The sequence below is a fragment of the Pseudomonas sp. UBA6315 genome, from assembly GCF_002438125.1.
GTDB lineage: Bacteria > Pseudomonadota > Gammaproteobacteria > Pseudomonadales > Pseudomonadaceae > Aquipseudomonas > Aquipseudomonas faucium.
In genome coordinates, this window is record NZ_DJTF01000179.1 from 100,858 (window position 1) to 125,616 (window position 24,759).

General features: G+C 66.8%; 23 protein-coding genes. 5 read left to right on the forward strand and 18 right to left on the reverse strand.

Going from position 1 to position 24,759, the window contains the following annotated elements; genetic code table 11:
• Positions 1 to 46 precede the first annotated feature (46 nt).
• The 10 genes from B3E94_RS21130 to B3E94_RS21175 all read right to left on the reverse strand — a co-directional run bounded on the left by B3E94_RS21130 (position 47) and on the right by B3E94_RS21175 (position 12,036).
• Positions 47 to 310 (reverse strand): DUF3077 domain-containing protein, encoded by a 264-nt coding sequence (locus B3E94_RS21130; RefSeq protein ID WP_286915052.1) that lies wholly within the window; start codon positions 308 to 310, stop codon positions 47 to 49.
• Positions 311 to 455: 145 nt separating this feature from the next.
• Positions 456 to 695 carry a hypothetical protein gene (locus B3E94_RS21135; protein ID WP_286915074.1) on the reverse strand — a complete coding sequence of 80 codons (240 nt, stop codon included), beginning with the start codon at positions 693 to 695 and terminating at the stop codon, positions 456 to 458.
• A 322-nt stretch (positions 696 to 1,017) separates the two neighbouring features.
• Complete coding sequence (locus B3E94_RS21140; RefSeq protein WP_176517850.1) at positions 1,018 to 2,805, reverse strand: ABC transporter ATP-binding protein; 1,788 nt, start codon at positions 2,803 to 2,805, stop codon at positions 1,018 to 1,020.
• Between the two features lie 133 nt (positions 2,806 to 2,938).
• The gene (locus tag B3E94_RS21145; RefSeq protein WP_286915053.1) at positions 2,939 to 4,585 is read right to left on the reverse strand and encodes a dipeptide ABC transporter ATP-binding protein; all 1,647 of its coding nucleotides are present in this window, start codon (positions 4,583 to 4,585) and stop codon (positions 2,939 to 2,941) included.
• The gene (locus tag B3E94_RS21150; protein WP_286915054.1) at positions 4,582 to 5,436 is read right to left on the reverse strand and encodes an ABC transporter permease; all 855 of its coding nucleotides are present in this window, start codon (positions 5,434 to 5,436) and stop codon (positions 4,582 to 4,584) included. The genes B3E94_RS21145 and B3E94_RS21150 overlap by 4 nt, the downstream gene beginning before the upstream one ends.
• A gap of 129 nt (positions 5,437 to 5,565) precedes the next feature.
• Positions 5,566 to 6,621: an NADP(H)-dependent aldo-keto reductase gene (locus tag B3E94_RS21155; RefSeq protein ID WP_286915055.1), complete on the reverse strand. Its 1,056-nt coding sequence runs from the start codon at positions 6,619 to 6,621 to the stop codon at positions 5,566 to 5,568.
• Positions 6,622 to 6,778: 157 nt separating this feature from the next.
• Positions 6,779 to 8,101 carry an LLM class flavin-dependent oxidoreductase gene (locus B3E94_RS21160; protein WP_286915057.1) on the reverse strand — a complete coding sequence of 441 codons (1,323 nt, stop codon included), beginning with the start codon at positions 8,099 to 8,101 and terminating at the stop codon, positions 6,779 to 6,781.
• Positions 8,102 to 8,115: 14 nt separating this feature from the next.
• A complete protein-coding gene (locus B3E94_RS21165) occupies positions 8,116 to 9,360 on the reverse strand; it encodes an acyl-CoA dehydrogenase family protein (RefSeq protein WP_286915059.1) in 1,245 nt (414 codons plus the stop codon).
• Between the two features lie 22 nt (positions 9,361 to 9,382).
• Positions 9,383 to 10,315: an ABC transporter permease gene (locus B3E94_RS21170; protein WP_286915060.1), complete on the reverse strand. Its 933-nt coding sequence runs from the start codon at positions 10,313 to 10,315 to the stop codon at positions 9,383 to 9,385.
• The gene (locus B3E94_RS21175; RefSeq protein ID WP_286915061.1) at positions 10,312 to 12,036 is read right to left on the reverse strand and encodes an ABC transporter substrate-binding protein; all 1,725 of its coding nucleotides are present in this window, start codon (positions 12,034 to 12,036) and stop codon (positions 10,312 to 10,314) included. The genes B3E94_RS21170 and B3E94_RS21175 overlap by 4 nt, the downstream gene beginning before the upstream one ends.
• 472 nt (positions 12,037 to 12,508) lie before the next feature.
• On the opposite strand from B3E94_RS21175, the gene B3E94_RS21180 reads away from it, so the two are divergent.
• Positions 12,509 to 14,617, forward strand: a complete 2,109-nt coding sequence (locus B3E94_RS21180) for a TonB-dependent receptor family protein (protein WP_286915062.1) — start codon at positions 12,509 to 12,511, stop codon at positions 14,615 to 14,617.
• A gap of 188 nt (positions 14,618 to 14,805) precedes the next feature.
• On the opposite strand, the gene B3E94_RS21185 is transcribed toward B3E94_RS21180, so the two are convergent.
• A complete protein-coding gene (locus B3E94_RS21185) occupies positions 14,806 to 15,429 on the reverse strand; it encodes a glutathione S-transferase family protein (RefSeq protein ID WP_236238316.1) in 624 nt (207 codons plus the stop codon).
• A gap of 117 nt (positions 15,430 to 15,546) precedes the next feature.
• Here B3E94_RS21185 and B3E94_RS21190 point away from each other — a divergent pair, with 117 nt between their 5' ends.
• Positions 15,547 to 16,083: a GNAT family N-acetyltransferase gene (locus B3E94_RS21190; RefSeq protein ID WP_286915064.1), complete on the forward strand. Its 537-nt coding sequence runs from the start codon at positions 15,547 to 15,549 to the stop codon at positions 16,081 to 16,083.
• Between the two features lie 3 nt (positions 16,084 to 16,086).
• Here B3E94_RS21190 and B3E94_RS21195 read toward each other — a convergent pair whose 3' ends face one another.
• The 4 genes from B3E94_RS21195 to B3E94_RS21210 all read right to left on the reverse strand — a co-directional run bounded on the left by B3E94_RS21195 (position 16,087) and on the right by B3E94_RS21210 (position 20,154).
• Positions 16,087 to 16,965 carry a DMT family transporter gene (locus tag B3E94_RS21195; protein WP_286915065.1) on the reverse strand — a complete coding sequence of 293 codons (879 nt, stop codon included), beginning with the start codon at positions 16,963 to 16,965 and terminating at the stop codon, positions 16,087 to 16,089.
• Between the two features lie 186 nt (positions 16,966 to 17,151).
• Positions 17,152 to 19,245 (reverse strand): putative bifunctional diguanylate cyclase/phosphodiesterase, encoded by a 2,094-nt coding sequence (locus B3E94_RS21200; RefSeq protein WP_236238318.1) that lies wholly within the window; start codon positions 19,243 to 19,245, stop codon positions 17,152 to 17,154.
• 141 nt (positions 19,246 to 19,386) lie between these two features.
• Positions 19,387 to 19,881 carry a GNAT family N-acetyltransferase gene (locus B3E94_RS21205; protein ID WP_286915066.1) on the reverse strand — a complete coding sequence of 165 codons (495 nt, stop codon included), beginning with the start codon at positions 19,879 to 19,881 and terminating at the stop codon, positions 19,387 to 19,389.
• A gap of 135 nt (positions 19,882 to 20,016) precedes the next feature.
• Positions 20,017 to 20,154 (reverse strand): hypothetical protein, encoded by a 138-nt coding sequence (locus tag B3E94_RS21210; protein WP_286915067.1) that lies wholly within the window; start codon positions 20,152 to 20,154, stop codon positions 20,017 to 20,019.
• A 192-nt stretch (positions 20,155 to 20,346) separates the two neighbouring features.
• Here B3E94_RS21210 and B3E94_RS21215 point away from each other — a divergent pair, with 192 nt between their 5' ends.
• On the forward strand, positions 20,347 to 20,664 hold the full coding sequence (locus B3E94_RS21215) for a hypothetical protein (RefSeq protein WP_176516681.1): 318 nt from the start codon (positions 20,347 to 20,349) through the stop codon (positions 20,662 to 20,664).
• Between the two features lie 48 nt (positions 20,665 to 20,712).
• On the opposite strand, the gene B3E94_RS21220 is transcribed toward B3E94_RS21215, so the two are convergent.
• Positions 20,713 to 20,925 (reverse strand): PLD nuclease N-terminal domain-containing protein, encoded by a 213-nt coding sequence (locus B3E94_RS21220; protein WP_176516683.1) that lies wholly within the window; start codon positions 20,923 to 20,925, stop codon positions 20,713 to 20,715.
• Positions 20,926 to 21,094: 169 nt separating this feature from the next.
• Between B3E94_RS21220 and B3E94_RS21225 the strand changes: the two genes are divergently transcribed.
• Positions 21,095 to 22,102 (forward strand): GlxA family transcriptional regulator, encoded by a 1,008-nt coding sequence (locus B3E94_RS21225; protein ID WP_286915068.1) that lies wholly within the window; start codon positions 21,095 to 21,097, stop codon positions 22,100 to 22,102.
• A 7-nt stretch (positions 22,103 to 22,109) separates the two neighbouring features.
• On the opposite strand, the gene B3E94_RS21230 is transcribed toward B3E94_RS21225, so the two are convergent.
• Positions 22,110 to 22,781, reverse strand: coding sequence for a TetR/AcrR family transcriptional regulator (locus B3E94_RS21230; protein ID WP_176516687.1), 672 nt, complete (start codon positions 22,779 to 22,781; stop codon positions 22,110 to 22,112).
• A gap of 203 nt (positions 22,782 to 22,984) precedes the next feature.
• Between B3E94_RS21230 and B3E94_RS21235 the strand changes: the two genes are divergently transcribed.
• Positions 22,985 to 23,413, forward strand: coding sequence for a TOBE domain-containing protein (locus B3E94_RS21235; RefSeq protein ID WP_236238321.1), 429 nt, complete (start codon positions 22,985 to 22,987; stop codon positions 23,411 to 23,413).
• A gap of 46 nt (positions 23,414 to 23,459) precedes the next feature.
• Here B3E94_RS21235 and B3E94_RS21240 read toward each other — a convergent pair.
• Positions 23,460 to 24,759 (reverse strand): VOC family protein (locus B3E94_RS21240; protein WP_286915069.1); only part of this gene is annotated, 1,300 nt, incomplete at its 5' end.

Genomic DNA, 24,759 nt, shown 5'->3' on the forward strand with positions numbered 1-24,759 from the left:
GGGTGACCTACTGCGCTTTTCTCGTGGTGCGCGCGGTATCTAACTCTCAGTGCATCATGCCAAGTTCGGCATCATCCATCAGTGCCTTGGCCATGGCGCTCAGGTAGTGCGCGGCCCAGATCATCATGGGTTTCTCCTCCATCAGGCCGATGATGGTCAGCTCCCGTACATAGCCCATCAATTCCGAGGCCTGTTCGCGGGCATTCTGGCAAGGGATGCCGGGCTCGATGCGGAACAGGGGGTGGGTCTGGTGTTCGCCTTGGCAGAAGGTGGTTTTGCCGACGGTGAAATGGGTGTCGTCTGTGGTCATTGGTTATCTCCCTGAAGTTTTTTCTGGCTGTGCTGGCCTCTTCGCGGGGCAAGCCCGCTCCCACAGGTATTGCTCAGGCCCGAGTTCATGTGGGAGCGGGCTTGCCCCGCGATGAGGCCAGCACAGCCAACACATCATTGATGGCCTAGTGCGAAGTCCTGGGCTCAGCCGGCATCTGCACCTGAATCAACATGGACTCCAGCATCACCCGCAACGCCTCCACTTTATGCATCGACGCCATCATCAGAATCGACGCGGGCGATTTGGGCTGTAGCAGAAGGGCCTGATGCATCACGGTCTGTGCGCACAGGGCGTAGTCCGTGGCCTGGATGAGGATGTCTTCGAGGGATTGGTTGAGTGGGGGATCGGGGACGATTTTCAATATAAGTAGTATCCGTTTTGGGGCGACCACCCTCTGCTGTCAAACAGAAAGGTGGCAGCTGTGCATAGGTTGACAGACCGGCGGATACCAGAACCGGCGCACGCAAGCGTGCCCCATGCACAGCCGCCATAACGGCACAACCATGCAAAGTATCTCGTTACGGCCTGTCAAAGCCGTGTCGTCGATATGCAACGACAGGCCGAGACTAGAGAGCTGCCCAAGCGACCGCAACGGGAAAGAGGCGGTAGGAGTATCTTTGGGAAACGTCCTACAAGAAAGGGGTTAAAACTGATTTTTTCACACGTTCAAAACCAAGACACCACCCTCACGCCACCTCCCCCTGCCGGCTCCACAACCGATGGTAATACCCCCGCCGCGCCAGCAACTGCGCATGGCTGCCATCCTCCACCACCCGCCCATCATCGAACACCACGATCCGATCCAGGTGCGCCACGGTCGACAACCGATGCGCCACCACGATCACCGTCTTGTCCTCCATGATCTCGTCCAGCTTGTCCTGGATGTACCGCTCGGTAATCGAATCCAGGCTCGACGTTGCTTCATCCATCACCAGGATCGGCGCATTCTTCAGCAGCACCCGGGCAATGGCGATGCGCTGGCGCTGGCCACCGGACAACTTCACCCCACGCTCCCCCACCAACGAATCGAAACCCAGCTCCATGGACTCGATGAAGTCCCGCGCCCCGGCCCGGTCGATGGCCGCCTGCACGGCCTCATCGCCGGCATCCAGGCGCCCGTAATGGATGTTTTCGCGAATGCTGCGATGGAACAGCCCCGGCTCCTGCGGGATCAGCCCCACCTGCTCGTGCAGCGAGTGCTGGGTCACCGTGCGCACGTCCTGGCCATCGATCAGCACTTGCCCGCCGTTCACGTCATACAGCCGCAGCAGCAACCCCAGCAGCGTCGACTTGCCCGAACCGGAAGCGCCCACCAGGCCAACGCGCTGGCCTGCCGGGATATGCAGGTTCAGGCCCTGAAAGATTGGCCGCCCCGGGTGATAGCCAAAGGTCACATCGGCAAAGCGCACCTCGCCCCGCTCCACCTTCAGCGGCTGCGCCTGGCTGGCATCGCGCACCTCATGCGGGCGCACCAGCGTGCGCACGCCGTTGGCGATGTTGCCCATGGCTTCGAAGAACTCCAGCAGGCGCCGTGACAGGCCGGCCACGTCGGTGATGATCATCAGCGACAGGCTGGTGGCGGTGACGAAGGTGGCGATGTCGATGCTACCGCGCTGCCATAGCCACAGCGCCAGCAGCAGGATGCCGAGCTTGAGCAGCACACCGCAGGCGTTCTGCAGCCAGCGGATCTTTTCCATGTAGCCCAGCGAGCGGTCGGCGGCGGCCACCTCGCGGTCGAGAAAGCGGCCCAGGTAACTGTGCTCGTAGGGGTGGCGGGCGAACAGGCGGATGTTGGTGAGGTTGGTCACCGCGTCCACCACCTTGCCGGTGCTCACGCTGCGCGCCGCGGCGAAATCGCGGGCCAGGGGGTGGCTGCGGCGGGCGAGGAACCAGCACAGGGTCAGAAAGCCCAGCGCCCACAGGCCCATGAAGGCGGCCAGCCAGGCGTTGGCGGTGGCCAGCAGGACCACCGCCAGGGCCAGGGTGGCCAGCAGCGGGATCAGGTCGAAGATGAGGATGGCCAGGGTCTGGGTGGTGCCCAGCGCCACTTCGCTGATGCGGTGCGCCAGGGCGCCGGCGAATTCGCTGGTGATGTAGCGGTGCGAATGGCGTTGCAGGTAGGCGAACAGCGCCTGGGTCACGGCGCGCCGCTGACGCGGCACGGTATGGATGTGCAGGCCGCTGGCCAGGCGCATGCTGAGCATTTCCACGGCCAGCAGTGCGGCGAAACCGGCCAGGGGCCAGGCCAGGGCATCGACCGCGCGCGCGGCGTCCAGGCCCTGGCTGACCAGGCGGGTGAGCTGGCCCAGTTGCCAGGGCACCAGCACGGCGCAGAGCACCGAGAGGGTCTGCAAGGCGAGCATGCCGCCGTAGGCCAGCGGGTGGCGCAGGATGAAGGCGCGGACGAAGGCCATGGGGGTGTCGGGCAGGTGGCGGATGTCCCAGCCATCGGGGAGGCGGTGGGTGGATGTCACGGTGGTTTCCTCAGAGTTCAAGGTGCTGCCACTGGCCCTATCGCCGGCAAGCCGGCTCCCACAGGGCCTGCACAATTTCAAGCCTTGTGGGGTACCTGTGGGAGCCGGCTTGCCGGCGATAGGGCCGGTGGCTTCAAACAGCAATCCGGCTGACCCAGCGCGGCTGCGCCGCTGGCAAACTGGGCACGGCATCGAGCAGTGCGCGGGTATAGGCATGGCGCGGCTGGCGCATCACTTGCTCTACGCTGCCCTGCTCCACCACCCTGCCCCCCTGCATCACCAACACCTGGTCGCTCACCTGCTCCACCACGCCCAAATCGTGGGAGATGAAAATGCACGCCAGGTTGAGCTCGGCCTTGAGCTCGGCCAGCAGCGCCAGAATCCGCGCCTGCACCGATACATCCAGCGCCGACACCGGCTCGTCCAGCACCAGCACCCGCGGCTTCATCGCCAGCGCCCGGGCAATCGCAATGCGCTGGCGCTGGCCCCCGGAGAGCTCCAGCGGGCGCCGGTCGAGCACGCTGCCCGGCAACTGCACCCGTTCCAGCAACGCCGCCGCCTCGGTACGCCGCAACCCTCGCGGCACGCCGGCCTGGGCCAGTGCCTCGGAGAGCACCCGCAATACCGTGTAGCGCGGGTCGAACGAGGCCAGCGGGTCCTGGAACACCACCTGGATGCCCTGGCGCACCTGGCGCTGCTGCTCGGCGGTGAGTGCCAGCCAGTCCTCGCCGGCAAAGTGCACGGTGCCCTGCTCCGGGCGCTCCAGGCCGAGCAGGATGCGCCCCAGGGTGCTCTTGCCGGAGCCGGACTCGCCGACCACCCCCAGCGTCTGCCCCGCCCGCAGCTGCAGGGAAACGTCCCTGAGCACCGGGCGCGGCTGGCCGTCCGGGCCGATGAAGGCCTTGCCCAGGCCACGGGCCTCGAGCAGCACCGGTTGTTGGTTCACGGCTTGCTCCAGCAACGCCAGCGCCGGCACCTGCGGCCGCTGGAAATGCACCGCCCGCGCCGCCCGCAGCAGGCGCTGGGTGTAGGGGTCTTGCGGGTCTTGCAGGATCTGCTCGGCGCTGCCCTGCTCCACCACCTGGCCATGGCGCATCACCGCCACCTGGTCGGCCAGGCGCGCGACCACCGCCAGGTCGTGGCTGACCATCAGCAGGCTGTTGTCGTGCGCCCGCAGTTGCGCCAGCAGGTCGAGGATCTGCGCCTGCACCGTGGCATCCAGCGCGGTGGTCGGCTCATCGGCGATCAGCAGGCGCGGCTGGCAGGCGATGGCCGAGGCGATCAGGGCGCGCTGGCGCAGGCCACCAGAGAGCTGCCAGGGGTATTGCCGGGCACGCACCTCGGGCTCGGGCACGCCGACCTGGCGCAGCAACTCCAGCACACGCAGGCGGCGCTGCTCGCTGCCAAGGCGGGTGTGCTGAAACAGCGGTTCTTCGATTTCGGCACCCACCCGGCGCAGCGGGTCGAGCGAGCCCAGCGCGTCCTGCATGACGAAGCCGACCCGCCCGCCGCGCAGGCGCTGCCAGGTGGCCTGGTCGACGCCGAGCAGGTCCTGCCCGGCGAACGCCAGGCGCTGAGCCTGCACCTGCGCGCCGGCGCCGGTCAGGCCGACCAGGGTGCGGGCGGTGACGCTCTTGCCCGAGCCAGACTCGCCCACCAGCGCCAGGCACTGCCCGGCCTGCAGTTGCAGGCTCACGCCGTGCACCACCGGCACGCCGTTAAAGCTCACCCGCAGGTCGCGGATATCCACCAGCGGTGGCTGAATCTCGAAAATGCTCATGGTTGCCTGCCCTCGCTGCGGCGTAGCCAGTCACGCCCGATGGCGGTGATGGCGATGACGGTGATGGTGATTGCCAGCGCCGGCCAGGCCATCAGCCAGGGGGCGTTGGCCATGAAGTTGCGGGCCACGGCCATCATCGCGCCCCATTCGGGCGCAGGTGGCGGCGCGCCGAAGCCCAGGAAGCTCAACGCGGCGGCGGCGGTGATGGCGCCGCCGAGGCCGATGCAAGCCAGGATCAGCACCGGTTGCACGGCGTTGGGCAAGACATGCTCGAACACCACCGCCAGCGGCCGGCGGCCCAGGGTCAGCGCCGCCTCGACGAAGCCTGCGTGGCGGATGGTCAGGGTTTGCGCGCGCACCAGGCGGGCGTAGCGCGGCACCGAGGCGATGCCCACGGCGAGGATCAGGTTGCTGGTGCCCTGGCCGAACAAGGTGATGATCACCAGCGCCAGCAGCAGGTCGGGAAACGCCAGCAGCACATCGACGGCGCGCATCAGCAGGTTGTCCAGCCAGGCCGGGGCCAGGCCCGACAGCACGCCGAGCAGCGTGCCCAGGCCGAGGCCAAGCAGAGTCGCGGCCAGGCCGATCAGCAGGGATGGGCGGGCGCCGTGGATCAGCCGGGTGAGTACGTCGCGGCCGTTTTCGTCGGTGCCCAGCCAGTGGGTGGTGTTGGGTGGGAGGTAGGCCAGGCGGGCGTCGGCGGCCAGGGGGTCGGCTGGGGCTAGCCAGCCGGGTGCGGCGACGGCCAGCAGCAGCAAGGCGAGCGTGGCCCAGGCCAGGTAAAGCCCGGGGCGGGACAGCCAGCGGGGGCGCGTGGACAAGACCAGAGGTGATGGGGCGATGGCGTTCATGACTGTCCTTCTGATGCAGCGCTATCTGTGGGAGCCGGCTTGCCGGCGATGGCGGCACTGCGGTGCATGGCACCGGCTGCGCCGGTGATCGCCGGCAAGCCGGCTCCCACAAAAGAGAAAAGCATTCGGCTACGGTGCCGGGTTGGGGATGCGCCGGTGCACGGCCTGGATCTGGGCCAGCACTTCTTCGCTCAACTGCACATCCAGCGCCCCGAGGTTTTCCTGCAGCTGCAGCAAGCTGGTCTGCCCGGTGATCGCGCTGGCCACGAACGGCTGGCGGATGACGAAGGCCAGCGCCAGTTGCGCCGGGGTCAGGCCATGCTCGCGGGCGATTTGCACATAGCTGGCGATGGCGCTGTTGGCCTCCTCGCTGCCATAGCGGTTGAAGGTGCGGTACACCGACGACAGCCGCGAACCCTCGGGCCGGGCGCCATTGAGGTACTTGCCGGTCAGGGCGCCGAAGGCCAGCGGCGAATAGGCCAGCAAGCTCACGCCTTCGCGATGGCTGAACTCCGACAGGCCGGTTTCGTACAGGCGGTTGAGCAGACTGTAGGGGTTCTGGATGCTGGCGATGCGCGCCAGGCCCTTTTCTTCGCTGTGGCGCAGGAACTGCGCCACGCCCCACGGGGTTTCGTTGGACACGCCGATATGGCGCACCTTGCCGGCCTTCACCTGGTCGTCGAGCACGGCCAGGGTTTCTTCGATGGCCGCCGTTTGCGGGTGGTCGTCGGCGTAGGGGTATTCGCGGATGCCGAAGAAGTTGCTGGTGCGGTCGGGCCAGTGCAGCTGGTAGAGGTCCAGGTAGTCGGTGTTCAACCGGCGCAGGCTGCCTTCCAGGGCGGCGACGATGTTCTTGCGGTCGTGGTGCGACAGGCCATCGCGGATGTGCGCCTGGGCGCCGGGCTCGCGGGAGGGGCCGGCGATCTTGCTGGCGAGGATGTACTTGTCACGGTTGCCACGGGCTTTGATCCAGTTGCCCAGGTAACGCTCGGTGGTGGTCCAGGTGTCGGCGCGGGTGGGGGTTGGGTACATCTCGGCGGTGTCGATGAAGTTGATGCCGGCGGCGAGGGCAGCGTCCAGTTGCTGGTGGGCGTCCTGTTCGCTGTTCTGGTGGCCCCAGGTCATGGTGCCGAGGCTGAGCAGGCTGACTTGGAGGTGGGTGTGGCCTAGTGGGCGGTAGCGCATGGATGCATCCTGATGAATGGGTTTTGGGTTTGAGATCCTGGGGCTGCTGTGCAGCCCAATCGCTGGCAAGCCAGCTCCCACAGGATCACCACAGGTTTCGGGCTTGCGCCGTACCTGTGGGAGCTGGCTTGCCAGCGATTGGGGCGCACAGCGCCCCCTAAGCAGCGAACTGGTTGTGTGCCTTGGGCAACCCCAGATGCTCACGCAAGGTCGTGCCGCTGTACTCGGTCCGGAACAACCCGCGCTTCTGCAGCAACGGCACCACTTCCTCGACGAACACCCGCGCCCCCGACGGGAACATGTCGGGCATGATGTTGAAGCCATCCCCCGCCCCCGCCAGGAACCACTCGGCCAAGGTGTCGGCGACCTGCTCCGGCGTGCCCACGGCCAACCGATGCCCCACCAGAATCCGCCGCGACAGCTGGCGAATGGTCAGGTTCTCGCTGCGCGCCAGGTTCAGCTGCGCCTCCAGAAAGCCATGCGAGCCGCGCTCGAAGTCCGCCACCGCGCCAATCCGTTCCCACGGCAGCGGCGCGTCCGGGTCCAGCTCGCGGGCATCGATGCCAATGCGCCCGGCCACCTGCTGCAACAGGCCATGCTCGCCATGCCAGGCATTGAGCTCGTCGAAGCGGGCATGGGCCTCGGCCTCGGTGCTGGCGATCACCGTCGACAGCCCCGGCATGATCTTCAGGTGCTCGGGGTTGCGCCCCCAGGCCTTGGCCCGGGCCTTCATCTCGCGGTAGAAGGCCTGGCCGTCGGCCAGGGTGGTCTGGGTGGTGAAGATCGCATCGGCATAACGCGAGCCCAGCGCCTTGCCGCCTTCGGAGGAGCCGGCCTGCACCAGCACCGGCCGGCCTTGCGGCGAGCGCGGCAGGTTGAGCGGGCCGCGCACCTGAAAATGCTGGCCCTTGAAATCCAGGGTGTGGACCTTCCGCGGGTCGGCGAAGCGCCCGCCTGCGCGGTCGCCGATGATCGCGTCGTCCTCCCAGCTGTCCCACAGCTTCAGGGTCACGTCGACGAACTCCTCGGCGCGCCCGTAGCGGTCGACGTGCAGCGGTGCGCCGGTCAGGCCGAAGTTCTGCGCGGCGGCGTCACCGGCGTTGGTCACCACGTTCCACGCGGCGCGGCCGCCGCTGATGTGGTCCAGCGAGGCGATGCGCCGGGCCAGGTTGAACGGCTCGTTGTAGGTGCTGGAGCAGGTGGCGATCACGCCGATGCGCTCGGTGGCCGCGGCCACGGCGGTCAGCAGCACGGTCGGCTCCAGGCGCCCGCCCGGTTGGCTGGACACGTCGGGCGGCAGTGCCGGGCCGTCGGCCAGGAAGATCGCGTCCAGGCAGCCGCGCTCGGAGAGCTTGGCGATGTCGCGGTAGTAGTTGACGTCGATGTAGGCATCGATCGCCGCCTCGCCCTGGCGCCAGGCGCCTGAGTGCGAGCCGAAGCCGAGGATGTTCATGCCCAGGCTCATCTGTTTGCTGCTCATCGTGGTTCTCCTGTTCACACCGCGCTGGCTTCGTCGCCGCTGCCCTGCCCTGCGCTGACGGCGGCGTGCCGGGCACGCCAGGCCTGGGCCGGGCTGATGCCGTTGAGGTAGTAGTTGCCCAGCGCCTGTTCGCGCTGGATCGCCGGGTTGTGCGAGGCCAGGGTGCGTGCGTTGCGCCAGTGGCGGTCGAAGCTGCGGGCGCGGCTGGTGGCCGAGGCGCCGCCCACTTCGAAGAGCAAGGTGCTGGCCTCCAGCACCTGCGGCAGGACGATCTGCTGGGCCTGGAAGGTGTGGATTTCGGCATCGGTGTACAGCTGCTCGGGCACCTCGCCAGCCTGGCCGGCTTCATCCACCGCCTGCAGGCTCTGGCCGACGGCGCTGACCTGGGCCTCGGCGGCAAACGCCAGGCTGGCCAGGCGACCAACCACGGCCTGCACCAGCGGGTCCTCGCCCGGCTGCGACTGGCCGGGCACACCGAAGGTGCGGGTACGGCCCTGGACGAAGGCCACGGCGTCGGCCAGCACGGCGCGGGCGATGCCGGCCAGGGTGGCCAGGTGCACCGCCTGGTAGAAGGCGGTGAGGTACGACTCGGCGCGCAGCTCGCCCTTGGCGAAGCGGCGCAGCAGGTGCTCGGGCTGCACGCTGACCTGGGCGAAGCGGGTGGTGCCGCTGCCGGTCAGGCGCTGGCCGAAGCCGTCCCAGTCGTCGACCCGCTCTACGCCCGGGGCGCGGGTGGGCACCGCGAGGCTGACGAAATCGTCGCCATGGTTGGCCACCGCCGCCACCCAGTCGGCGTACAACGTGCCGGTGCAGTAGTACTTCTCGCCGTCGAGCCGGTAGCCCTCGTCGCTGTCGCTCAGTTGCACGGTGTTGCCGGTGCTGTCGGTGCGCTCGGCCATGGCCGCGCCCCACAGCTCGCCGGCCACCACGCGGGCGAACCAGTAGTCCTGGGAGGCAGCGTCATGGGACGACAGGCGCCCTTCGACGAAACCGAAGTGGGCGCGGAAGATCTGCGGCAAGTTGGAGTCGGCCTGGCCCAGGCGCACCAGTTGGCGCAGCAGTTGCGGCAAGGTCGCGCCGAGGCCGCCGTGGCTGCGCGGCACGCGCAGGGCGCCAAGGCCCGCTTCGCGCAGCCAAGCCACAGGCTCCTGGGCCAGGGTGCGCTGCTGCTCGCGGGCCACCGCGCCTTCGGCGATGCGCGCATAAATGGGCGCGAAGCGCGCATCCAGTTCGGCGTCGGTAATCGGGGTTTGACTCATTGGCGGTTCCTTTCTCGTGAATTCAGGGGCGCGTGGTGCGCGGGTCGATGGCCTGGGTCGCCAGGTCCACCAGCAGGTTGACCAGCACGTAGAGGGCGGCGGCCAGCAGGGTCACGCCCAGCACCAGCGGCACGTCCTTGTTGGCGGTGGCGTCGAGCATCAGCCGGCCGATGCCCTGGCGGCCGAACAGCAGCTCCAGCACCACCGCGCCACCGAGCAGGCTGGCGAAGACGAAGCCGGCCAGGGTCACCAGCGGCACCAGGGCGTGGCGCAGGGCATGGCGCAGGCGCACGGCGGTGTCGGACAGGCCGCGGGCGCGGGCCTGGGTGATGAAGGGTTGTTCCAGCACCTGCTCCAGCGACTGGCGCAGCACCTGGGCCAGCACTGCGGCAATCGGCAGCGCCAGGGCCAGGCTCGGCAGCACCAGCGAGCGCCAGCCACGCGAGCCGGAGGGCGGCAGCAGGTGGAAGTGGAAGGCGAACACCAGCAGCAGCAAGGTGCCGATGACGAAGTTGGGCGCCGACGACAGCACCAGCTCCACCCCCGACACCAGCGCGCGCAAACGCCGCCCACGGTTGGCGGTGAGCAGCGCCGACAGCAGCGCGATCAGCACCGCCAGCAAGGCCGCGCTGCTGGCCAGGGCCAGGGTGGCGCCGAGCTGCTCGGCAATCGCCTGGCCGACCGGGATGCGCAGGCGGTATGACTCGCCCAGGTCGGCACTGGCCAGGCGCGCCAGGTAGTGGCCGTATTGCTGCCACAGCGGCAGGTCGAGGCCATATTCGGCGCGCACCTGGGCGAGCATTTCCGGGGTCGGCATGGCGTCCGGGCCGCCGAGGATCGCCAGGGCGGTGTCGCCGCCGCTGTACTGCACGCCGAGGAAGGTCAGGCTGGCCGCCGCCCACAGCACGATCAGGCCGTCACGCAGGCGGCGCAGCAAGGTTGCCAGCAGCTTCATGGGTGCTCCTTTTGCTGTGCTCGAGAGCCCAGCCAGACGCTGGTGAACAGGGGAACGTTGTGCGAGCCGTCGAACAGCACGCCGCCGACTGCCTTGCGGTAGGCCAGCAGCATCTGGCTCTCCACCGAGGGCACGGCCGGCACGGTTTCGCCCAGCCGTTGCTGGGCCTGGCGATACAGCGCACGGCGCTGCGCCGGGTCGGTGCTGCGGCGGGCGTCGCCGAGCAGTTGGTCGAGGGCGGCATCGCGAAAATGCCCGACGTTCTGCCCGAGCATCCGCGCACTGGGGATCGACTGGCTGTGGTAGAGGATGTACAGGCCGTCGGCGGTGTTGGTGTGCCAGTAGCCGCCGCCGATGGCGTCGAACTCGCCGGCATAGCGCAGGGTCATGACCTTGGTGACCGGCAGCAGCTCGATGCGCAAATCGAAGCCGACCTTGCGCAAGTCGGCTTGGGCGGCGACCGAGACGTTGGCCGGGAACGCGGGGTTGTCGTAGGTCAGCAAGGTGGCGCCCAGGCGTTGCCCTGCGCGGGTGCGAAAACCCTGGCTGTCGCGGCCGGTCCAGCCGGCGGCGTCGAGCAGGCGGCCGGCTTCGGCCGGGTCGAAGGCCAGGGCATCGCGGGCCACCGGGTCGTAGCCTGGGGTGTTGACGGCAAGGAAGTCGCCCTTGGCCAGGTATTCGCCAAAGCCTGAAATCCACGCCAGGCCGTTGCGGTCGATGGCCTTGGCCACCGCCTGGCGCACCCGCACATCGTCGAACGGTGCGCGCTCGACATTGAAGGTGATGCTGCGCGCCGGGTTGCCCTTGCGGATGCGGTTGCGCAGGGTCAATGCCGGGTTGGCGCGGATCGCCGCGGCGTTCTGCGCCGGGGCGTCCAGGGCCATGTCGCTGTCGGCGGCCTCCAGCGAGGTGTAGCGGATCATCGCCTCGGGCACGTAGCTCAGCTCGATGCCGTCCAGGTAGGCCTCGCCAGTGTGGCCGATGGCGGGCGGCGCCCAGTGGTAGCCGGGGCGGCGGGCGAAGCTGGCGCTTTGGTCGCGCACCCAGCCGGTGAGCACGAAGGGGCCGGTGCCGATGGGCTGGCTGGCGATGCTCTTGGGCGCGTCGAGAATCTGCCGGGGCGAGATCATGCCCAGCCAGGCTTGCGACAGCACATCGAGAAACGGCGCGTAGGGGGTGCGCAGGGTCGCTTCGAAGGTGTACTCGTCGACCACCCTGCCCTGCAGGTACGGGGCGATGTAGGCCGCGGCCAGGGGCGACTTGGTCTTCGGGTCGCGCATGTGCTCCAGGTTGACCCGCACCGCTTCGGCATTGAAGCGCTCGCCGTCGCTGAAGGTGACGTCGTCGCGCAGGTGGAAGGTGTAGGTCAGGCCATCGGCGCTGATGGTCCAGCTTTTTGCCAGCCACGGCGTGAGGGTGCCGTCTTCGGCCTGGTACACCAGGCAGTCGAAGAGGATGCGCCCCAGCCACTGCATGTTGCCGTTGGACTGGGCGTGGATGTCGAAGGTGCCGGCATCGCTGGCGGCCGAAACGCGCAAGGTGCCGCCGCGCTCCCCGACGCGCTGCTCGACGAAGTCGCTGGCGGGGTAGCGCATGATGCCGTTCACTTCGCTGACGGCTTCGCCCTTGAGGGTGCTGGCCGTTTCGGGCGGTGTGGCGGGCGAGCAGGCGGCCATCAATAATGCGCTGGCCAGCCACCATGGCTGAATAAAGTGGTTCATCGAATGCCGCGACTCCCTTCCTATATAAGGCCAATTGCCTTAGATGCCGAAAGGGGTATTGCAGTTGTCGTGCCAGCTTGTTGGCCGCGTATTTACGGCGCCCACTTGGCCGTGCTCGCATTACAAATGAACAAACTGCTCAACCGCTGTTGCATTACCAACAGGTGGGCGCGGGCTTGCCCCGCGAAGCAGGCACCGCGGTGCTTGGCACCGGCTTTTGCCGGTGTTCGCGGGGCAAGCCCGCTCCCACAGAGAGAATGGGTATTTATATATAACCGACACTGTTCGACCTACAACAGCGGCACAACAAAAGTTGTTATTCCATTCAACATAAAAGTTGCAACCTGGGTTCAACCCCACAACTTCCGGCCTTTTGCCACCTGGCACAGAAACTGCTCTTACCGTTTTCGACAGGCCTGACTATGCCCATAGAACGCCGAGGTACCTACGATGACTTTCAAGGAATACAACGATGCGTGCGATCCATCCCCACCCACTGCGCCTGGCCATCCGCCAGGCCGCCCTGGCCACCGCCGCCACGGCCCTGCTGGCCCCCTTTGCGGGAGCGGCTGAGCAGACCCTTGGCACGGTGACCGTACAAGGCGCCAAGCAAAGCGAAGTGCAACAGGCCGCCAGCGCCCTGGCCGAAGTGCCCGGCGGCACCAGCGTGGTCGACAGCGAAGAGGTCGCCAAGGGCCGCACCGCTACCCTGCAGGACACCCTCGCCTACCAGCCCGGGGTGTTCGTGCAGTCCACCGGCGGCAACGATGCGGCAAAAATCTCCATCCGCGGCTCCGGCGCCAACACCTCGCCCGGCTACTTTCGCGAAGGCATCAAGTTCCTCTTCGACGGCCTGCCGCTGACCGGCCCAGGCGGCACCCCCTACGAATTCCTCAACGCCAGCGGCGTCAACTACACCGAGATCCTGCGCGGCGCCAACGCCTTCCAGTACGGCGCGCTGACCCTCGGCGGCGCGGTCAACTTCGTCAACCACAGCGGCTACAGCGCCCCGGGCCTGCGTGTGCGCGCCGAGGCCGGCAGCTACCACTACCAGAAGCAGAGCGTCAGCTACGGCGGCGTCGAAGGCGACCTGGACTACTACCTGCAGGCCGACAACTACCGCAACGAGGGCTACCGCGACTACAGCCTGTCGAAGAGCTCCGGCATCGTCGCCAACGCCGGCTACCGCTTCAGTCCGAAACTGGAAACGCGCCTGCTGCTGCGCTACCGCGACGAAACCCACAACGACCCCAGCGCCACCACCCTGGACAACGCCCTGCACCACCCTCGCCGCGCCAGCGCCACCGCCGAAAGCAGCGGCGCCGGTGCGCGCCGCCCCGGCAGCATCTGGCTGGGCAGCAAGACCACCTACACCTTCGACGACGACGCACGCCTGACCTTCGGCCTGTCGTACCACGACTACCGCCACACCAACAGCCCGCGCAGCCCCAGCAACCCCAGCTACTGGGACTGGCACGACCTGGGCCTCTTGCTGGGCTATGACCGGGTGGACTACCTGTTCGGCCATGAGAGCCGCAGCAACATCGCCTTCACCTCCACCCAGCACCTGCGCGGCGGCGTGAACTCGGCCAACGACGACAAGGTGTCGCTGAAAAAGGTCAACTACAAGGACTCGTTCGACCGGGTGATCGCCCTGGGCAACGACCTCAACCTGGTCGACAACCTGTGGCTCACCAGCGGCGTGTCGTTCGTCAACGTGCGGCGCAAGGTCAACATCGACTACGCGGTGAACCCCAACACCACCAACTTCGGGCAGCACGAGGACTACGACAACTGGAGCGTCGCCCCGCGCATCGGCCTGCGCTACGAGTTCAGCCCGAACCTGCAGGTGTTCACCAACTTCAGCCGCAGCATCGACCCGCCGGCCTCGTGGGAGTATTCCGGCTCCGGCCCGACGCTGCCGTACATCCGCCCGCTGGTGGAGCAGAAGGCCAACACCTTCGAGGTCGGCATCAAGGGCTCCCACGGCATCTTCGACGGCAGCCTGGCGCTGTACCGTTCCTGGATCCACGACGAGCTGTTGAACGTGCAGATCATCCCGGCCACCGCCAACGCGGCGGCGGTCACCGGGGCATTCAACGCCTCACCGACGATCCACCAGGGCGTCGAGGCGGGCCTCAATACCCGCCTGTGGGAAAGCCCCCAGGGCGACCTGGTGCGCTGGCGCCAGTCGTACACCTACAACGACTTCTACTACCGGCATGACGACACCTTCGGCGACAACCAGCTGCCGGGCGTGCCCAAGCACATCTACCAGGGCGAGCTGCAGTACCAGGACCACAGCGGTTGGTACACCGGGGTGAACGTGCAGTCGGCCTCGCGCACGGCGGTGGACTACGCCAACACCTTGTATGCGCCGTCGTACACCATCTGGGGGGCGAACCTGGGGTACGAGGCGCCGAAGGGCAACTGGAAGGTCTCGCTGGACCTGAAGAACCTGGCCAACAAGGCCTACGTGACGGCGGTGACGCCGGTGTACAACGCGCGGGGGCTGGACACCGCGTCGTTCTGGCCGGGGGATGGCATCGGGGCGTATGTGGGGGTTGAGGTCAGGTACTGAGTTCAGCGGCGAATGCTTCGCGGGGCAAGCCCGCTCCCACAGGATCTCCACAGGCCTGGAGACTGCGATGCACTTGTGGGAGCGGGCTTGCCCCGCGAAGAGGCCGGCTCAGGCTCCCACAGGGTCTCCACAGGCCTGGAGACTGCGATGTACTTGTGGGAGCGGGCTTGCCCCGCGAAGAGGCCGGCTCAGGCTGTCCTGGGCATCAGCTCATAAGGGGGCTTCCACCCCGGCACCTGCTGGATGCGCTTCTTCCACGCTTCGATGTGGCTGAACGCGGCCAGGTCGATGCCGGTGTCCTCCGGCATGAACACATACCCCGCCAACGACAGGTCGGCGATGGTCAGGCGCCCGCCGACCATGAACGGCGTCTTCGCCAGGTGCGCGTCGACGATCTTGTACGCCGCCGTGGCCCGATCGCGCAGAAAGCGCGTGACGTCGGTTTCACCGGTTTTCTTCAGGCAGAACAAGAACCGCAGCATCGCGTAGTAGCCGGTGAACTTGTGGTTGTCGAACAGCATCCAGCGCCAGATCTCGCGCTTTTCGGCATCGTCTCGCGGGCCGAACTGGCCGGTGCGTTCGGCCAGGTATTCGAGGATCAGCGCCGACTGGGTCAAGGTTTGCCCAGCATGTTCCAGCACCGGCACCTCGCCTTGCTCGTTGACCTCGTCGCGCCAGCCCTGGCCACGGGTCTGGCCGTTGAAGAAGTCGACGAACAGCGGCTGCCAGTCTTGCCCCGTGAGTTCGAGCATGAGGGCGGCCTTGTAGGCGTTGCCGGATTCGGCGAAGCAATGCAGCGTGTAGTCGGGCATGGCGGTCCCTCACTTCCCTGGGATGATGGTGGCTAGCGAGCAGATCACGCGCTGCCAGGCTCGGTCAATGCCTCTATGATTAGTGGACTTGTCCTATAGCCAAAGCCAGGAAGGCCCATGCCCTACCCCACACTGCCCCGTACCCTGTCCACCCCGCGCACCCGCCTGGTACGCCCCGACCCGGCGCTGGCCGAGCAGGTACTGCACGCCCTGCTCGACAGCTACAGCCTGCACCAGCCCTTTTTAGCCTGGGCCAAGCCGGACTGGACGCTGGACGAGGTGCGCGAAAGCCTGCAGGCCAGCGCCCGCGAGTTCCTCGACCCCGCGGCAGAAAAGCGCTTTTTCGTGTTGCAGGCGGGCGGCGACGCCGTGCTGGGCTGCATCGGCCTGCGCCCCGGCAATGGCGAATACGAGGTGGGTTACTGGGCGAGCCAGGCCAGCACTGGCCAGGGCCTGATGCGTGAAGCGCTGGTCAGCTTGCTCGATGCGATTGACACGCCGGTGTGGCTGACCACCGACATCGACAACCAGGCCAGCCAGCGCCTGGCGCTGCGCGCAGGTTTCAAGGCCGCCGGCAGCCAGCTCGGTGAACTCGACCCGAGCACCCCGCGCCCGCTGTTTCGCCGCCCGCCGAAACTGGCGCCGGGTCATTGAGCCTTATTTGCGCCGCTGCATCCACGCCGCGCCCAGGCCGCTCAAGCAGATGATGGCGATGCCCAGCAGGCTGGCGCTGTCGGGCACCTGGTTGTAGATCAGCAGGCCCAGCAGCCCGGCGAAGACGATCTGGCAGTAGCTGAACGGCGCCAGCAGCGCCGGTGCGGCATGGCGGAAAGCTTGGGTCAGCAGCAGGTGCGCGCTCATGCCGAAGCCGCCAAGGGCCAGCATCAGCAGGGCATGGTCCCAGCGCGGCATTTCCCAGAAGAACGGCACCAGCGCAGTCATCGCCAGGGTGTTGCACAGGCCTGCGTAGAAGTTGCTGGTGGTCGGGCTGTCATGGGCGGCCAGGATGCGCGTGAGCAGCTGGTAGAAGCAAAAGCCCAGCGCCGAGCCGAACGGGTAGAGAATCGCCGGGGTGAACATCGCCCCGCCCGGGTGCACGACCACCAGCACGCCGATGAACCCCAGCACCACCGTCAGCCATTGCGCCACCGACACCCGCTCCTTGAGCAGCGGTGCCGACAGCGCGGTGACCAGCACCGGGGCCAGGAAGTTGACCGCGGTGGCCTCGGCCAGTGGCAGGTACTGAATGCCGGTGGTGAACAACAGGCTGGTGCTGAGCAGGCTCAGCGCGCGCAAGGTCTGCAGCAGCGGGCGGCGGGTGCGCAGCACGTTGAGGCCGGCCTTGGGCAGGAAGATTGCGGCCATCAGCAAGGTGTGCACCAGGTAGCGCGCCCACACCACCATGATGATCGGGTACAGAGCACCGAGAAACTTGGACAAGGCGTCGTGGCTGGCGAACAGCAACGTCGCCACCACCACCAGGGCGATGCCGCGCAGGGGCTGGTTGACGCCGGACAACGGGGTGCTGGAACTCATGGCGATCTCGACGGCGGCGCGGCCTGCGGCTGCACCAGGGTGAAGGCAAGTGCGACAGCAGCGATTCTAGAAGACCGACGGCCGCTTGCCCACGTGCAATCAAGGCCACAGGTGCAGGCTGGGGCGCTTTGCGTTCGCTGATCGACCACTTTGTCCCGGGGCCGCCCATGCCCCGGGACGCGCCCGTCAGCCGGCGGCCACCACCTGCTTCAAGCGCTCGCTGGCCGGTGCCGGCCGCCCGTACAGGTAGCCCTGAAAATGCGAGCAGCCCTCGGCCGCCAGGCGCTGCATCTGCTCTTCGGACTCCACCCCTTCGGCGGTGGTCTTGATCATCAGGCTGTTGGACAGCTCGGTGATGGCGCGGATGATCGACATCGCCTCGCGGCTGTCGCACATGTCGTGCACGAACGACTTGTCGATCTTGATCCGGTCGAAGGGGAACGAGCGCAGGTAGCCCAGCGACGAATAGCCGGTGCCGAAATCGTCCAGCGAGATCGACACGCCCAGGTCTTTCAGGGCGCGCAGGGTGCGCACGTTCTCTTCGCTGTTGCCCAGCAGCACCGATTCGGTGATTTCAAGCTCCAGGCGCTGCGCCGGCAGGCCCGAGTCGGCCAGGGCCAGGGCTACGGTGTGCACCAGGTTGGCGTTCTTGAACTGCACCGGCGAGAGGTTGACCGATACGGTCTGCTCGCTGTCCCAGCTGGCCGCTTCCTGGCACGCCAGGTTCAGGGCGCGGTCGCCAAGCTCGTGGATCAGCCCGGTTTCCTCGGCGATGGGGATGAAGTCCATGGGCATGACCATGCCTCGGGTCGGGTGCTCCCAGCGCAGCAGCGCCTCGTAGCCGGTCACGCTGCTGGTCAGCTGGTCCACCACCGGCTGGTAGTGCATGTGCAACTGGCCCAGGTGCAGCGCCGTGCGCAGGTCGGTTTCCACCAGGCGGCGCTGGCGCGCGGCGACGTCCAGCTCGACGTGGAAGCACTCGTAGCGGTTGCGGCCGTTGCGCTTGGCTTCGTACAGGGCCATGTCGGCGTAGCCCAGCAGTTGCTCGGCCTGGTCGTTGTCGTCGGGGGCCAGGGCGATGCCGATGCTCACGCCCACCGAGAACTGGTGGCCCTCGATCTGGAATGGCGGGCTGATGGCATCGATCAGGCGCTGGGCGGTGATGCAGGCGGCGTCGCGGCCGTCCAGGCCGGCCAGGACCACGGCGAACTCATCGCCGCCCAGGCGCGCCAGGGTGTCGTGCTCACGCAGCTCGCGGCGCAGGCGCTTGCCCAGGGCGCGCAGCAGCTTGTCGCCGAAGGCGTGGCCGAGGGAGTCGTTGATGTTCTTGAAGTTGTCGAGGTCCAGGCACAGCGCGGCGGTCAGCTTGTCATGCTCGTGGCCGCGGATCAGCGCCTGCTTGAGGCGCTCGTTGAACAGCGTGCGGTTGGGCAGGCCGGTGAGCGCGTCGTGGTGCGCCATGTGGTGGATCTGCGCGTGGGCGGCCAGTTCTTCGGTGGCGTCTTCGGCCACGAACAGCACGTAGTCGGCCTGGCCTTCGCGGTTCTGGCTGAGCAGCGCGCGGCTGCGCAGGGTGCGCGGGCCGCGCAGGGTATCGACCCGGGTTTCGGCGGCAAAGCCCTTGGCGCTGCGGGCGCCGCGGCTGAGCTGCTGCTCCAGGTAGTCGGCGGCGGCCGGCGCCATGCACTCGCCCGGCAGCTGCCCGATCATGCTGCCGTGGCCGCCGAACAGCCGCTCGGCCTGCTGGTTGGCCAAGAGGATGCGCTGGCTCTGCAGGTCCTGGACGATGACGCTGGCGGGAATGTTGGCGATCACCGAGTCGAGGAACTGCGACAGCTGGGTCATTTCCTGGCTGTACTGCTCGGCCAGCTCCTTGGCCTGCAGCAGCTCCAGTTCCTGCTGGCGGCGCTCGGAGATGTCGCGGGTGACCTTGGCGAAACCGACCAGCTGGCCGGCATCATCGCGCACCGCATCGATCACTACATGGGCGTGAAAAGCAGTGCCGTCCTTGCGCAGGCGCGCGCCGACCTCCTCGAAGCGCCCGGTGCGCCGTGCCTGTTCCAGGTTCTGCTCGGGCAGGCCGGCGGCGCGCTCGGCTTCGCTGTAGAACAGCGAGTAGTGCTGGCCGACGATTTCCTCGGCGAGGTAGCCCTTGGCCCGTTGGGCGCCGGGGTTCCAGTTGGCGACAATACCGTCGGGGGTGAGCAGGTAGATGGCATAGTCCACCACGCTCTGGATCAACAGCCGGTACATGATGTCGGGGCTTGCGACTAGCGACATGAAATTTACCTGAACCTGCGACGTGCACGAAAAGGAACCCCGGCGCAGAGCGGCCGGGTGATGGAAAGAGGTGCTGGCATTATGCCGTGCGAGTGGATTTTGTGAAGTGGGTCACAGAATTTTGCAGGTGGCGTACAGGACTTAGTGACGGGCAGATGTGATGCGGTAGGTAAGCAGGGCCGGCTCATCGTCCAGCATCAGCTGCTGCACCGGGCGTGGCAGGTCGGCCACCACCGCCTTGCAGAAGGCTACGGCAGCCGGGTCGTGGGCGTAGCAGCGCAGCAGCCAGTCACCGGGGTTGCCGAGAAACTGTTGCGCCACGGCAAGGCCGATGCCCTGGCGGCGGTAGCGCTTGAGGATGAACAGGTCGGCCAGTTCAAGGGCGTCGATGCCCGGCAATTCGCTGCGCTCGACCAGCACGAAGCCTGCGATGAAGCCGTCCACCAGCACCAGGGTGGCGCTCCAGCCGGGGGACTGCCAGTAGCGTTGCAGGTGGTCTTCGTGGATGTAGAAGCGCCCATCGACCTCGACGTCTTCCTGCTCCCAATCGGAGGATTCGTAGGCGTAGAACTGGTAGAGGTTGCGGATCAGGTGGGCCTGGTCGGCGGTGGTGGGCAGCAGTTCGATGGGCGGCATGGGAGGTGGCTCTAAATAGCGTAATTCTAGAAGATTTGCGAGTGAATGTAGCGGCCCTATCGCCGGCAAGCCGGCTCCCACAGGTAGAGCGCAGTACTCTGCCCTGTGGGAGCCGGCTTGCCGGCGATGGGGCCGCTACAGGTTCATGCCACAGCCGCCACAGCCTCGATCTCCACCAGCATTCCATCCAAGGCCAAACGCGATACCGGTATAGGCATTGCCACTGGGATCGTAGAGGCCCTGCGGGTTGGACAACTGGAAGGCACGAGTCATGGGACGCTCCGTGGTGTGGATGAGCGCCCGAGTCTGCGACCTCGAGTTAGGTCGAGGTCAAGGCGGTGTAGGAAATATCGCCGCTACGGTGCACAAGCCCAACATCACGTATGTAGGCGGCTGGCGTGGGAGCCGGTAGATTGCAGGTTCCGGCACGGAGGCCAGCCATTTGCACGCATCAAGGAGATGCCCATGACCAAGCACCATTTCCAGCTCGCCTACACCATCAAGCCGCGCAGCGATGACGATGAAAGCGCAGCCGCGCAAGCTCGCCTGCACCTGCGTGACATCGGCTGGGACACCCTGCCGCAGATCGAAACCACTTTGCTCGGTGAGGTGCACCTGTACCACAGCACCACCCACGATCGCATCAATGAAGCCGAGCGGCAGATCCGCGAGCGCATCCACGAACAGCTCAAAGAACTGAAGGTGCTGACCCGCGTGAAGTTCTACGCCAGCCTGATGGTCGATGGCCTGGGGCCTGCGATCCGCTTCAGCATCCTCGCCTGAGGCCAGCCGGCGGCATCAGGCGCAGCCTGCGCCTGATGCACGGCGGGTTCATTTCTCCTGCAGCACCGCCCTGCCCTTCACCGCCCGCGGGCCGCGCCAGGCCCAGAACAGCAACCCCGGGAACGGTGCATAGACGACGAAGACGACCCATAGCATCTTGCGCTCGGCGCGCCGGTCGCTGCCGATGATGTGCCAGATGGCGAAGATCTCCAGCATGATGATCAGGGCTGCGATGATGATCCAGATCGTTCCGATTTCCATGAGCACTCTCCCGTTGGCATGTAAGGGGTTTGGTTGCGGGGAGCGGTGAGGGTTCAGTTGGATTTGCTTGCCTCAATACGACCTGCAATACGCCACCACCACCCCGGCGATTGTCTTTCCCCCAGCCAGCCCCCACACTCACCCCGCCAGCCAGGAAGCGGAGTCCAGAGTGCCCAGCCCACGCCAGTTCAGCAAAAAGACCAGCACCAGCAACATGCTGCGGCTCAAGTCGGCCAGCGCCAGCCCGCAGGCGCCCTACCGGGTCGATTTCGTGCTGCTGGAACACTTCTCCATGGCCAGCTTCACCGTGGCCATGGACGTGCTGGTCACCGCCAACCTGCTGCGCGCCGACAGCTTCAGCTTCACCCCGCTGTCGCTGGATGGCGACCGGGTCTTGAGCGACCTGGGCCTGGAGCTGGTGGCCAGCGAACTGGCGGCCGAGCCGCCCAGGGAGCTCGACCTGCTGATCATCTGCGGCGGCCTGCGCACCGCGCTCAAGTACCCGGAGCTGGACCGCCTGCTGGGCGACTGCGCAGGCCTGGGCATGGCCCTGGGCGGGTTGTGGAATGGCGCCTGGTTCCTCGGCCGCGCCGGGGTGCTCGACGACTATGGCTGCAGCATCCACCCCGAGCAGCGCGCCAGCCTGTCCGAGCGCAGCCCGCAAACCCGCATCACCCCGGCCAGCTTCACCCTCGACCGCGACCGCCTGACCGCCGCCAGCCCCAACGGCGCCATGGAAATGATGCTCGGCCTGGTGCGCCGGCTGTATGGCGACGGCCTGGCCGAAGGCGTCGAGGAAATCCTGTCGTTCTCCGGCGCGCGCTATCGCCAGGTCGGCCCGGGGGCGAAGAAGTCCATGAGCCTGCATTTGCGCACCATCGTCGAGCTGATGGAAAACAACCTCGAAGAAACCCTCAGCCTCGATCAGCTCGCCGCCTACAGCGGCCGCTCGCGGCGCCAGATCGACCGCCTGTTCCAGGCCCAGCTCGGCACCTCGCCGCGGCGCTACTACATGGAACTGCGCATCACCAAGAGCCGCCGCCTGCTGCAGTACTCCGACCTGTCGGTGATGGAAGTGGCGGTGGCCTGCGGCTTCGTCTCGGTGTCGCACTTCAGCAAGTGCTACGCGGCCTACTTCGGCTACCCGCCGTCGCGCGAGCAACGGCTGGGCGAGTGAGCGCGGCTCAGGCGCGCAGGTAGCGCATCACCACGTCGCAGATCATCGCCTTGTGGCGCTGCTTGATCTGCTCGTCGGACAGGTCGATGTCGAAGATGTGGCCGAAGGTGTGGCGGTTGGACACCCGGTAGAAGCAGAACGAGCTCATCAGCATGTGCAGGTCGATGACCTCGATGCCCGCGCGAAACACCCCGTCGGCCACGCCGCGTTGCAGGGTCTTGTCCAGGGCCTGCAGCACCAGGCTGCTCATCTCGCGGATCACCGGCGACTTCTTCACGTACTCGCCGTAGTGGATGTTCTCGGTGCAGACCATGCGCACGAAGTCGACGTTGTGGTCGTGGTGGTCGAAGGTGAATTCGGTCAGGCGCTGGATCGCCTGCTCGGCCGGCAGCGACTCCAGGTCCAGGCTGTGCTCGGTCTGGCGGATGTCGCCGTAGAGCTTGACCAGGCACTCGACATACAACTGCTCCTTGCTGCCGAAGTAGTAGTAGATCATGCGCTTGGAGGTGGCCGTGCGCTCGGCGATGGCGTCCACCCGCGCGCCGGCCAGGCCTTGCTGGACGAACTCGTTGATGGCGGCCTGGAGGATGTCCTCGCGGGTTTTCTCGGGGTTGTTCTTGCGCGCTTTGCGCACCCCTTCGACTTCAGGCTGGCCGAGGCTGACTACGGGATTGCTCATACCGACTCACGGGCTGTTTATTGGAATAGCCGGGGATTATCCGTGAGCGCGGCGGTGCAGGGAAGCTCGCTGTTGGTCGAGTGGCCGGCAAGCCTTCGCCCGCAGAGGGCTGCATGCGGCACGCTATGGTTGCTAGTACATAGCGCTAGCCGGGATGATGCGGCGAAAACCTAACCCGCAAGTCAAGAAATAAGGACGATTCCATGAAAGCCAGCGCACGTAACGTATTCAAGGGCCAGGTCAGCCAGGTTCAGGAAGGTGCTGTAAATGCCGAAGTCGTGTTGACCCTGCCAGGCGGTGAGCAGCTGGTTGCCGTGGTCACGATGGAAAGTGTGCGTAACCTGGGGATTGCCGTCGGCAAGGAAGCGGTGGCGCTGATCAAGGCGCCTTGGGTGATGCTGATGACCGAATCCAGCGACATCCGCCTGTCTGCCCGCAACTGCCTGGCCGGCAAGGTGCTGAGCGTCTCCGATGGCGCGGTGAATGCCGAGGTGGTGGTGGAGCTGGCGGGCGGCAGCAAGGTGTATGCGATCGTCACCCGCGAGGCGGTGGCCGAGCTCGGCCTGGCGCAGGGCGTCAGCGCCACTGCGGTGATCAAGGCGTCGCACATCATCCTCGGCGTGCCTGCCTGAACCCTGCCGTGGCGTCGCCTTGCCGACGCCACGGCTGCCAAGCCGGCTACAACACCGGCTTGCGCAGCGCCCCGCTCCTGCGTTTGGCCATCGCTGCCAGGCGCACCGCCACGTTCGCCGCGCCGTACCCTGCATAGCCACCCTTGCGCTGGATGATCTCGAAGAAAAAGCGCTCCTCGAACGGCTCGGTGTACACGTGGAACAGCTCACCGCCTTGTGCATCGCGGTCATACAGCACGTTGTAGTAGGCCAGCTCGCTGAGGAACTCGTCGTCGAAATCGAAGCGCGCGGCCAGGTCGTCGTAGTAGTTCAGCGGAATCTCCAGCAACGGCACCCCCGCCTCCTTGGCCCGCGCCACTTCGCGGAAGATATCGACGCAATCGAAGGCAATGTGGTGCACCCCCGAGCCGCGATAGCTCGACAGCGCGTGGGCGATGGCGGTGTTGCGGTTTTCCGAGATGTTCAGCGGCAGGCGCAGGCTGCCGCACGGGCTGCGCAGGGCGCGGCTTTTCACCAGGCCATAGGGGTCGGGCAGCACCACCTCGTCATCGGCGGCGAAGTCGAACAGGCTCTTGTAGAACAGCACCCAGCTGTCCAGCGACTCGGCAGGCAGGGCCAGGGCCATGTGGTCGATGCGCTGCAGGCCGCCGCTGGCCGTGGCGGCCGGGTCCAGGCAAAAGTCGGTGTCGTACAGCGACGGGCCTTGTGCGCCCTGCTCCACCAGGTAGATCAGGCTGCCATCGGGCGCGCGCACGGCGGGCACTTCGCATTCGTTGGGGCCGACCAGGCCGCGGAACGGCTGGCCGCGAAAATCGGTGGCGCGCTGCAGCGCGGCCTGTTCGTCCTTGACCCGCAAGGCGGTGGCGCACAGCGACGGGCCATGGGCCTCGAAGAAGTTGTGGCCGAAGGAGTACGGCTCGGCGTTGAGCACGATGTTGATGTCGTTCTGGCGCAGCAGGCGCACAGCCTTGCTGCGGTGCTTGCCGGCCTCGGCAAAGCCCAGGCGCTTGAGCCAGCTGCCCAGGCGCGCCCCGACGGCCTCGTCGACGGCGAATTCGAGAAACTCCACGCCATCGTAGGCACTCGCAGCCGGCGGGGTGAACAGCACGCCCGGCTCGATGGCGTGGCCTTGCTGCTGCAGGCGCAGGCGGGTCTGTTCTTCGAGGTACAGCAGTGAGCGCAGGCCGTCGGCGGCGTTCTGCCGTGGCGGCGCCGCGCGGAAACCGTCGTTGAAGATCTCCAGCGACAGCGGGCCGCGATAGCCGCTGGCGAGGATCGGCGCGAGGAAGCCTGCCAGGTCCATTTCGCCCTGCCCCGGGAAGCAGCGGAAGTGGCGGCTCCACTCC

Bases quoted from the DNA above. Each gene is read 5' to 3' on its own strand.
- B3E94_RS21130 (WP_286915052.1), bottom strand. From the start codon at position 310: ATGACCACAGACGACACCCATTTCACCGTCGGCAAAACCACCTTCTGC.
- B3E94_RS21145 (WP_286915053.1), bottom strand. From the start codon at position 4,585: ATGAGCATTTTCGAGATTCAGCCACCGCTGGTGGATATCCGCGACCTG.
- B3E94_RS21150 (WP_286915054.1), bottom strand. From the start codon at position 5,436: ATGAACGCCATCGCCCCATCACCTCTGGTCTTGTCCACGCGCCCCCGC.
- B3E94_RS21155 (WP_286915055.1), bottom strand. From the start codon at position 6,621: ATGCGCTACCGCCCACTAGGCCACACCCACCTCCAAGTCAGCCTGCTC.
- B3E94_RS21160 (WP_286915057.1), bottom strand. From the start codon at position 8,101: ATGAGCAGCAAACAGATGAGCCTGGGCATGAACATCCTCGGCTTCGGC.
- B3E94_RS21165 (WP_286915059.1), bottom strand. From the start codon at position 9,360: ATGAGTCAAACCCCGATTACCGACGCCGAACTGGATGCGCGCTTCGCG.
- B3E94_RS21170 (WP_286915060.1), bottom strand. From the start codon at position 10,315: ATGAAGCTGCTGGCAACCTTGCTGCGCCGCCTGCGTGACGGCCTGATC.
- B3E94_RS21175 (WP_286915061.1), bottom strand. From the start codon at position 12,036: ATGAACCACTTTATTCAGCCATGGTGGCTGGCCAGCGCATTATTGATG.
- B3E94_RS21180 (WP_286915062.1), top strand. From the start codon at position 12,509: ATGCGTGCGATCCATCCCCACCCACTGCGCCTGGCCATCCGCCAGGCC.
- B3E94_RS21185 (WP_236238316.1), bottom strand. From the start codon at position 15,429: ATGCCCGACTACACGCTGCATTGCTTCGCCGAATCCGGCAACGCCTAC.
- B3E94_RS21190 (WP_286915064.1), top strand. From the start codon at position 15,547: ATGCCCTACCCCACACTGCCCCGTACCCTGTCCACCCCGCGCACCCGC.
- B3E94_RS21195 (WP_286915065.1), bottom strand. From the start codon at position 16,965: ATGAGTTCCAGCACCCCGTTGTCCGGCGTCAACCAGCCCCTGCGCGGC.
- B3E94_RS21200 (WP_236238318.1), bottom strand. From the start codon at position 19,245: ATGTCGCTAGTCGCAAGCCCCGACATCATGTACCGGCTGTTGATCCAG.
- B3E94_RS21205 (WP_286915066.1), bottom strand. From the start codon at position 19,881: ATGCCGCCCATCGAACTGCTGCCCACCACCGCCGACCAGGCCCACCTG.
- B3E94_RS21210 (WP_286915067.1), bottom strand. From the start codon at position 20,154: ATGACTCGTGCCTTCCAGTTGTCCAACCCGCAGGGCCTCTACGATCCC.
- B3E94_RS21215 (WP_176516681.1), top strand. From the start codon at position 20,347: ATGACCAAGCACCATTTCCAGCTCGCCTACACCATCAAGCCGCGCAGC.
- B3E94_RS21220 (WP_176516683.1), bottom strand. From the start codon at position 20,925: ATGGAAATCGGAACGATCTGGATCATCATCGCAGCCCTGATCATCATG.
- B3E94_RS21230 (WP_176516687.1), bottom strand. From the start codon at position 22,781: ATGAGCAATCCCGTAGTCAGCCTCGGCCAGCCTGAAGTCGAAGGGGTG.
- B3E94_RS21235 (WP_236238321.1), top strand. From the start codon at position 22,985: ATGAAAGCCAGCGCACGTAACGTATTCAAGGGCCAGGTCAGCCAGGTT.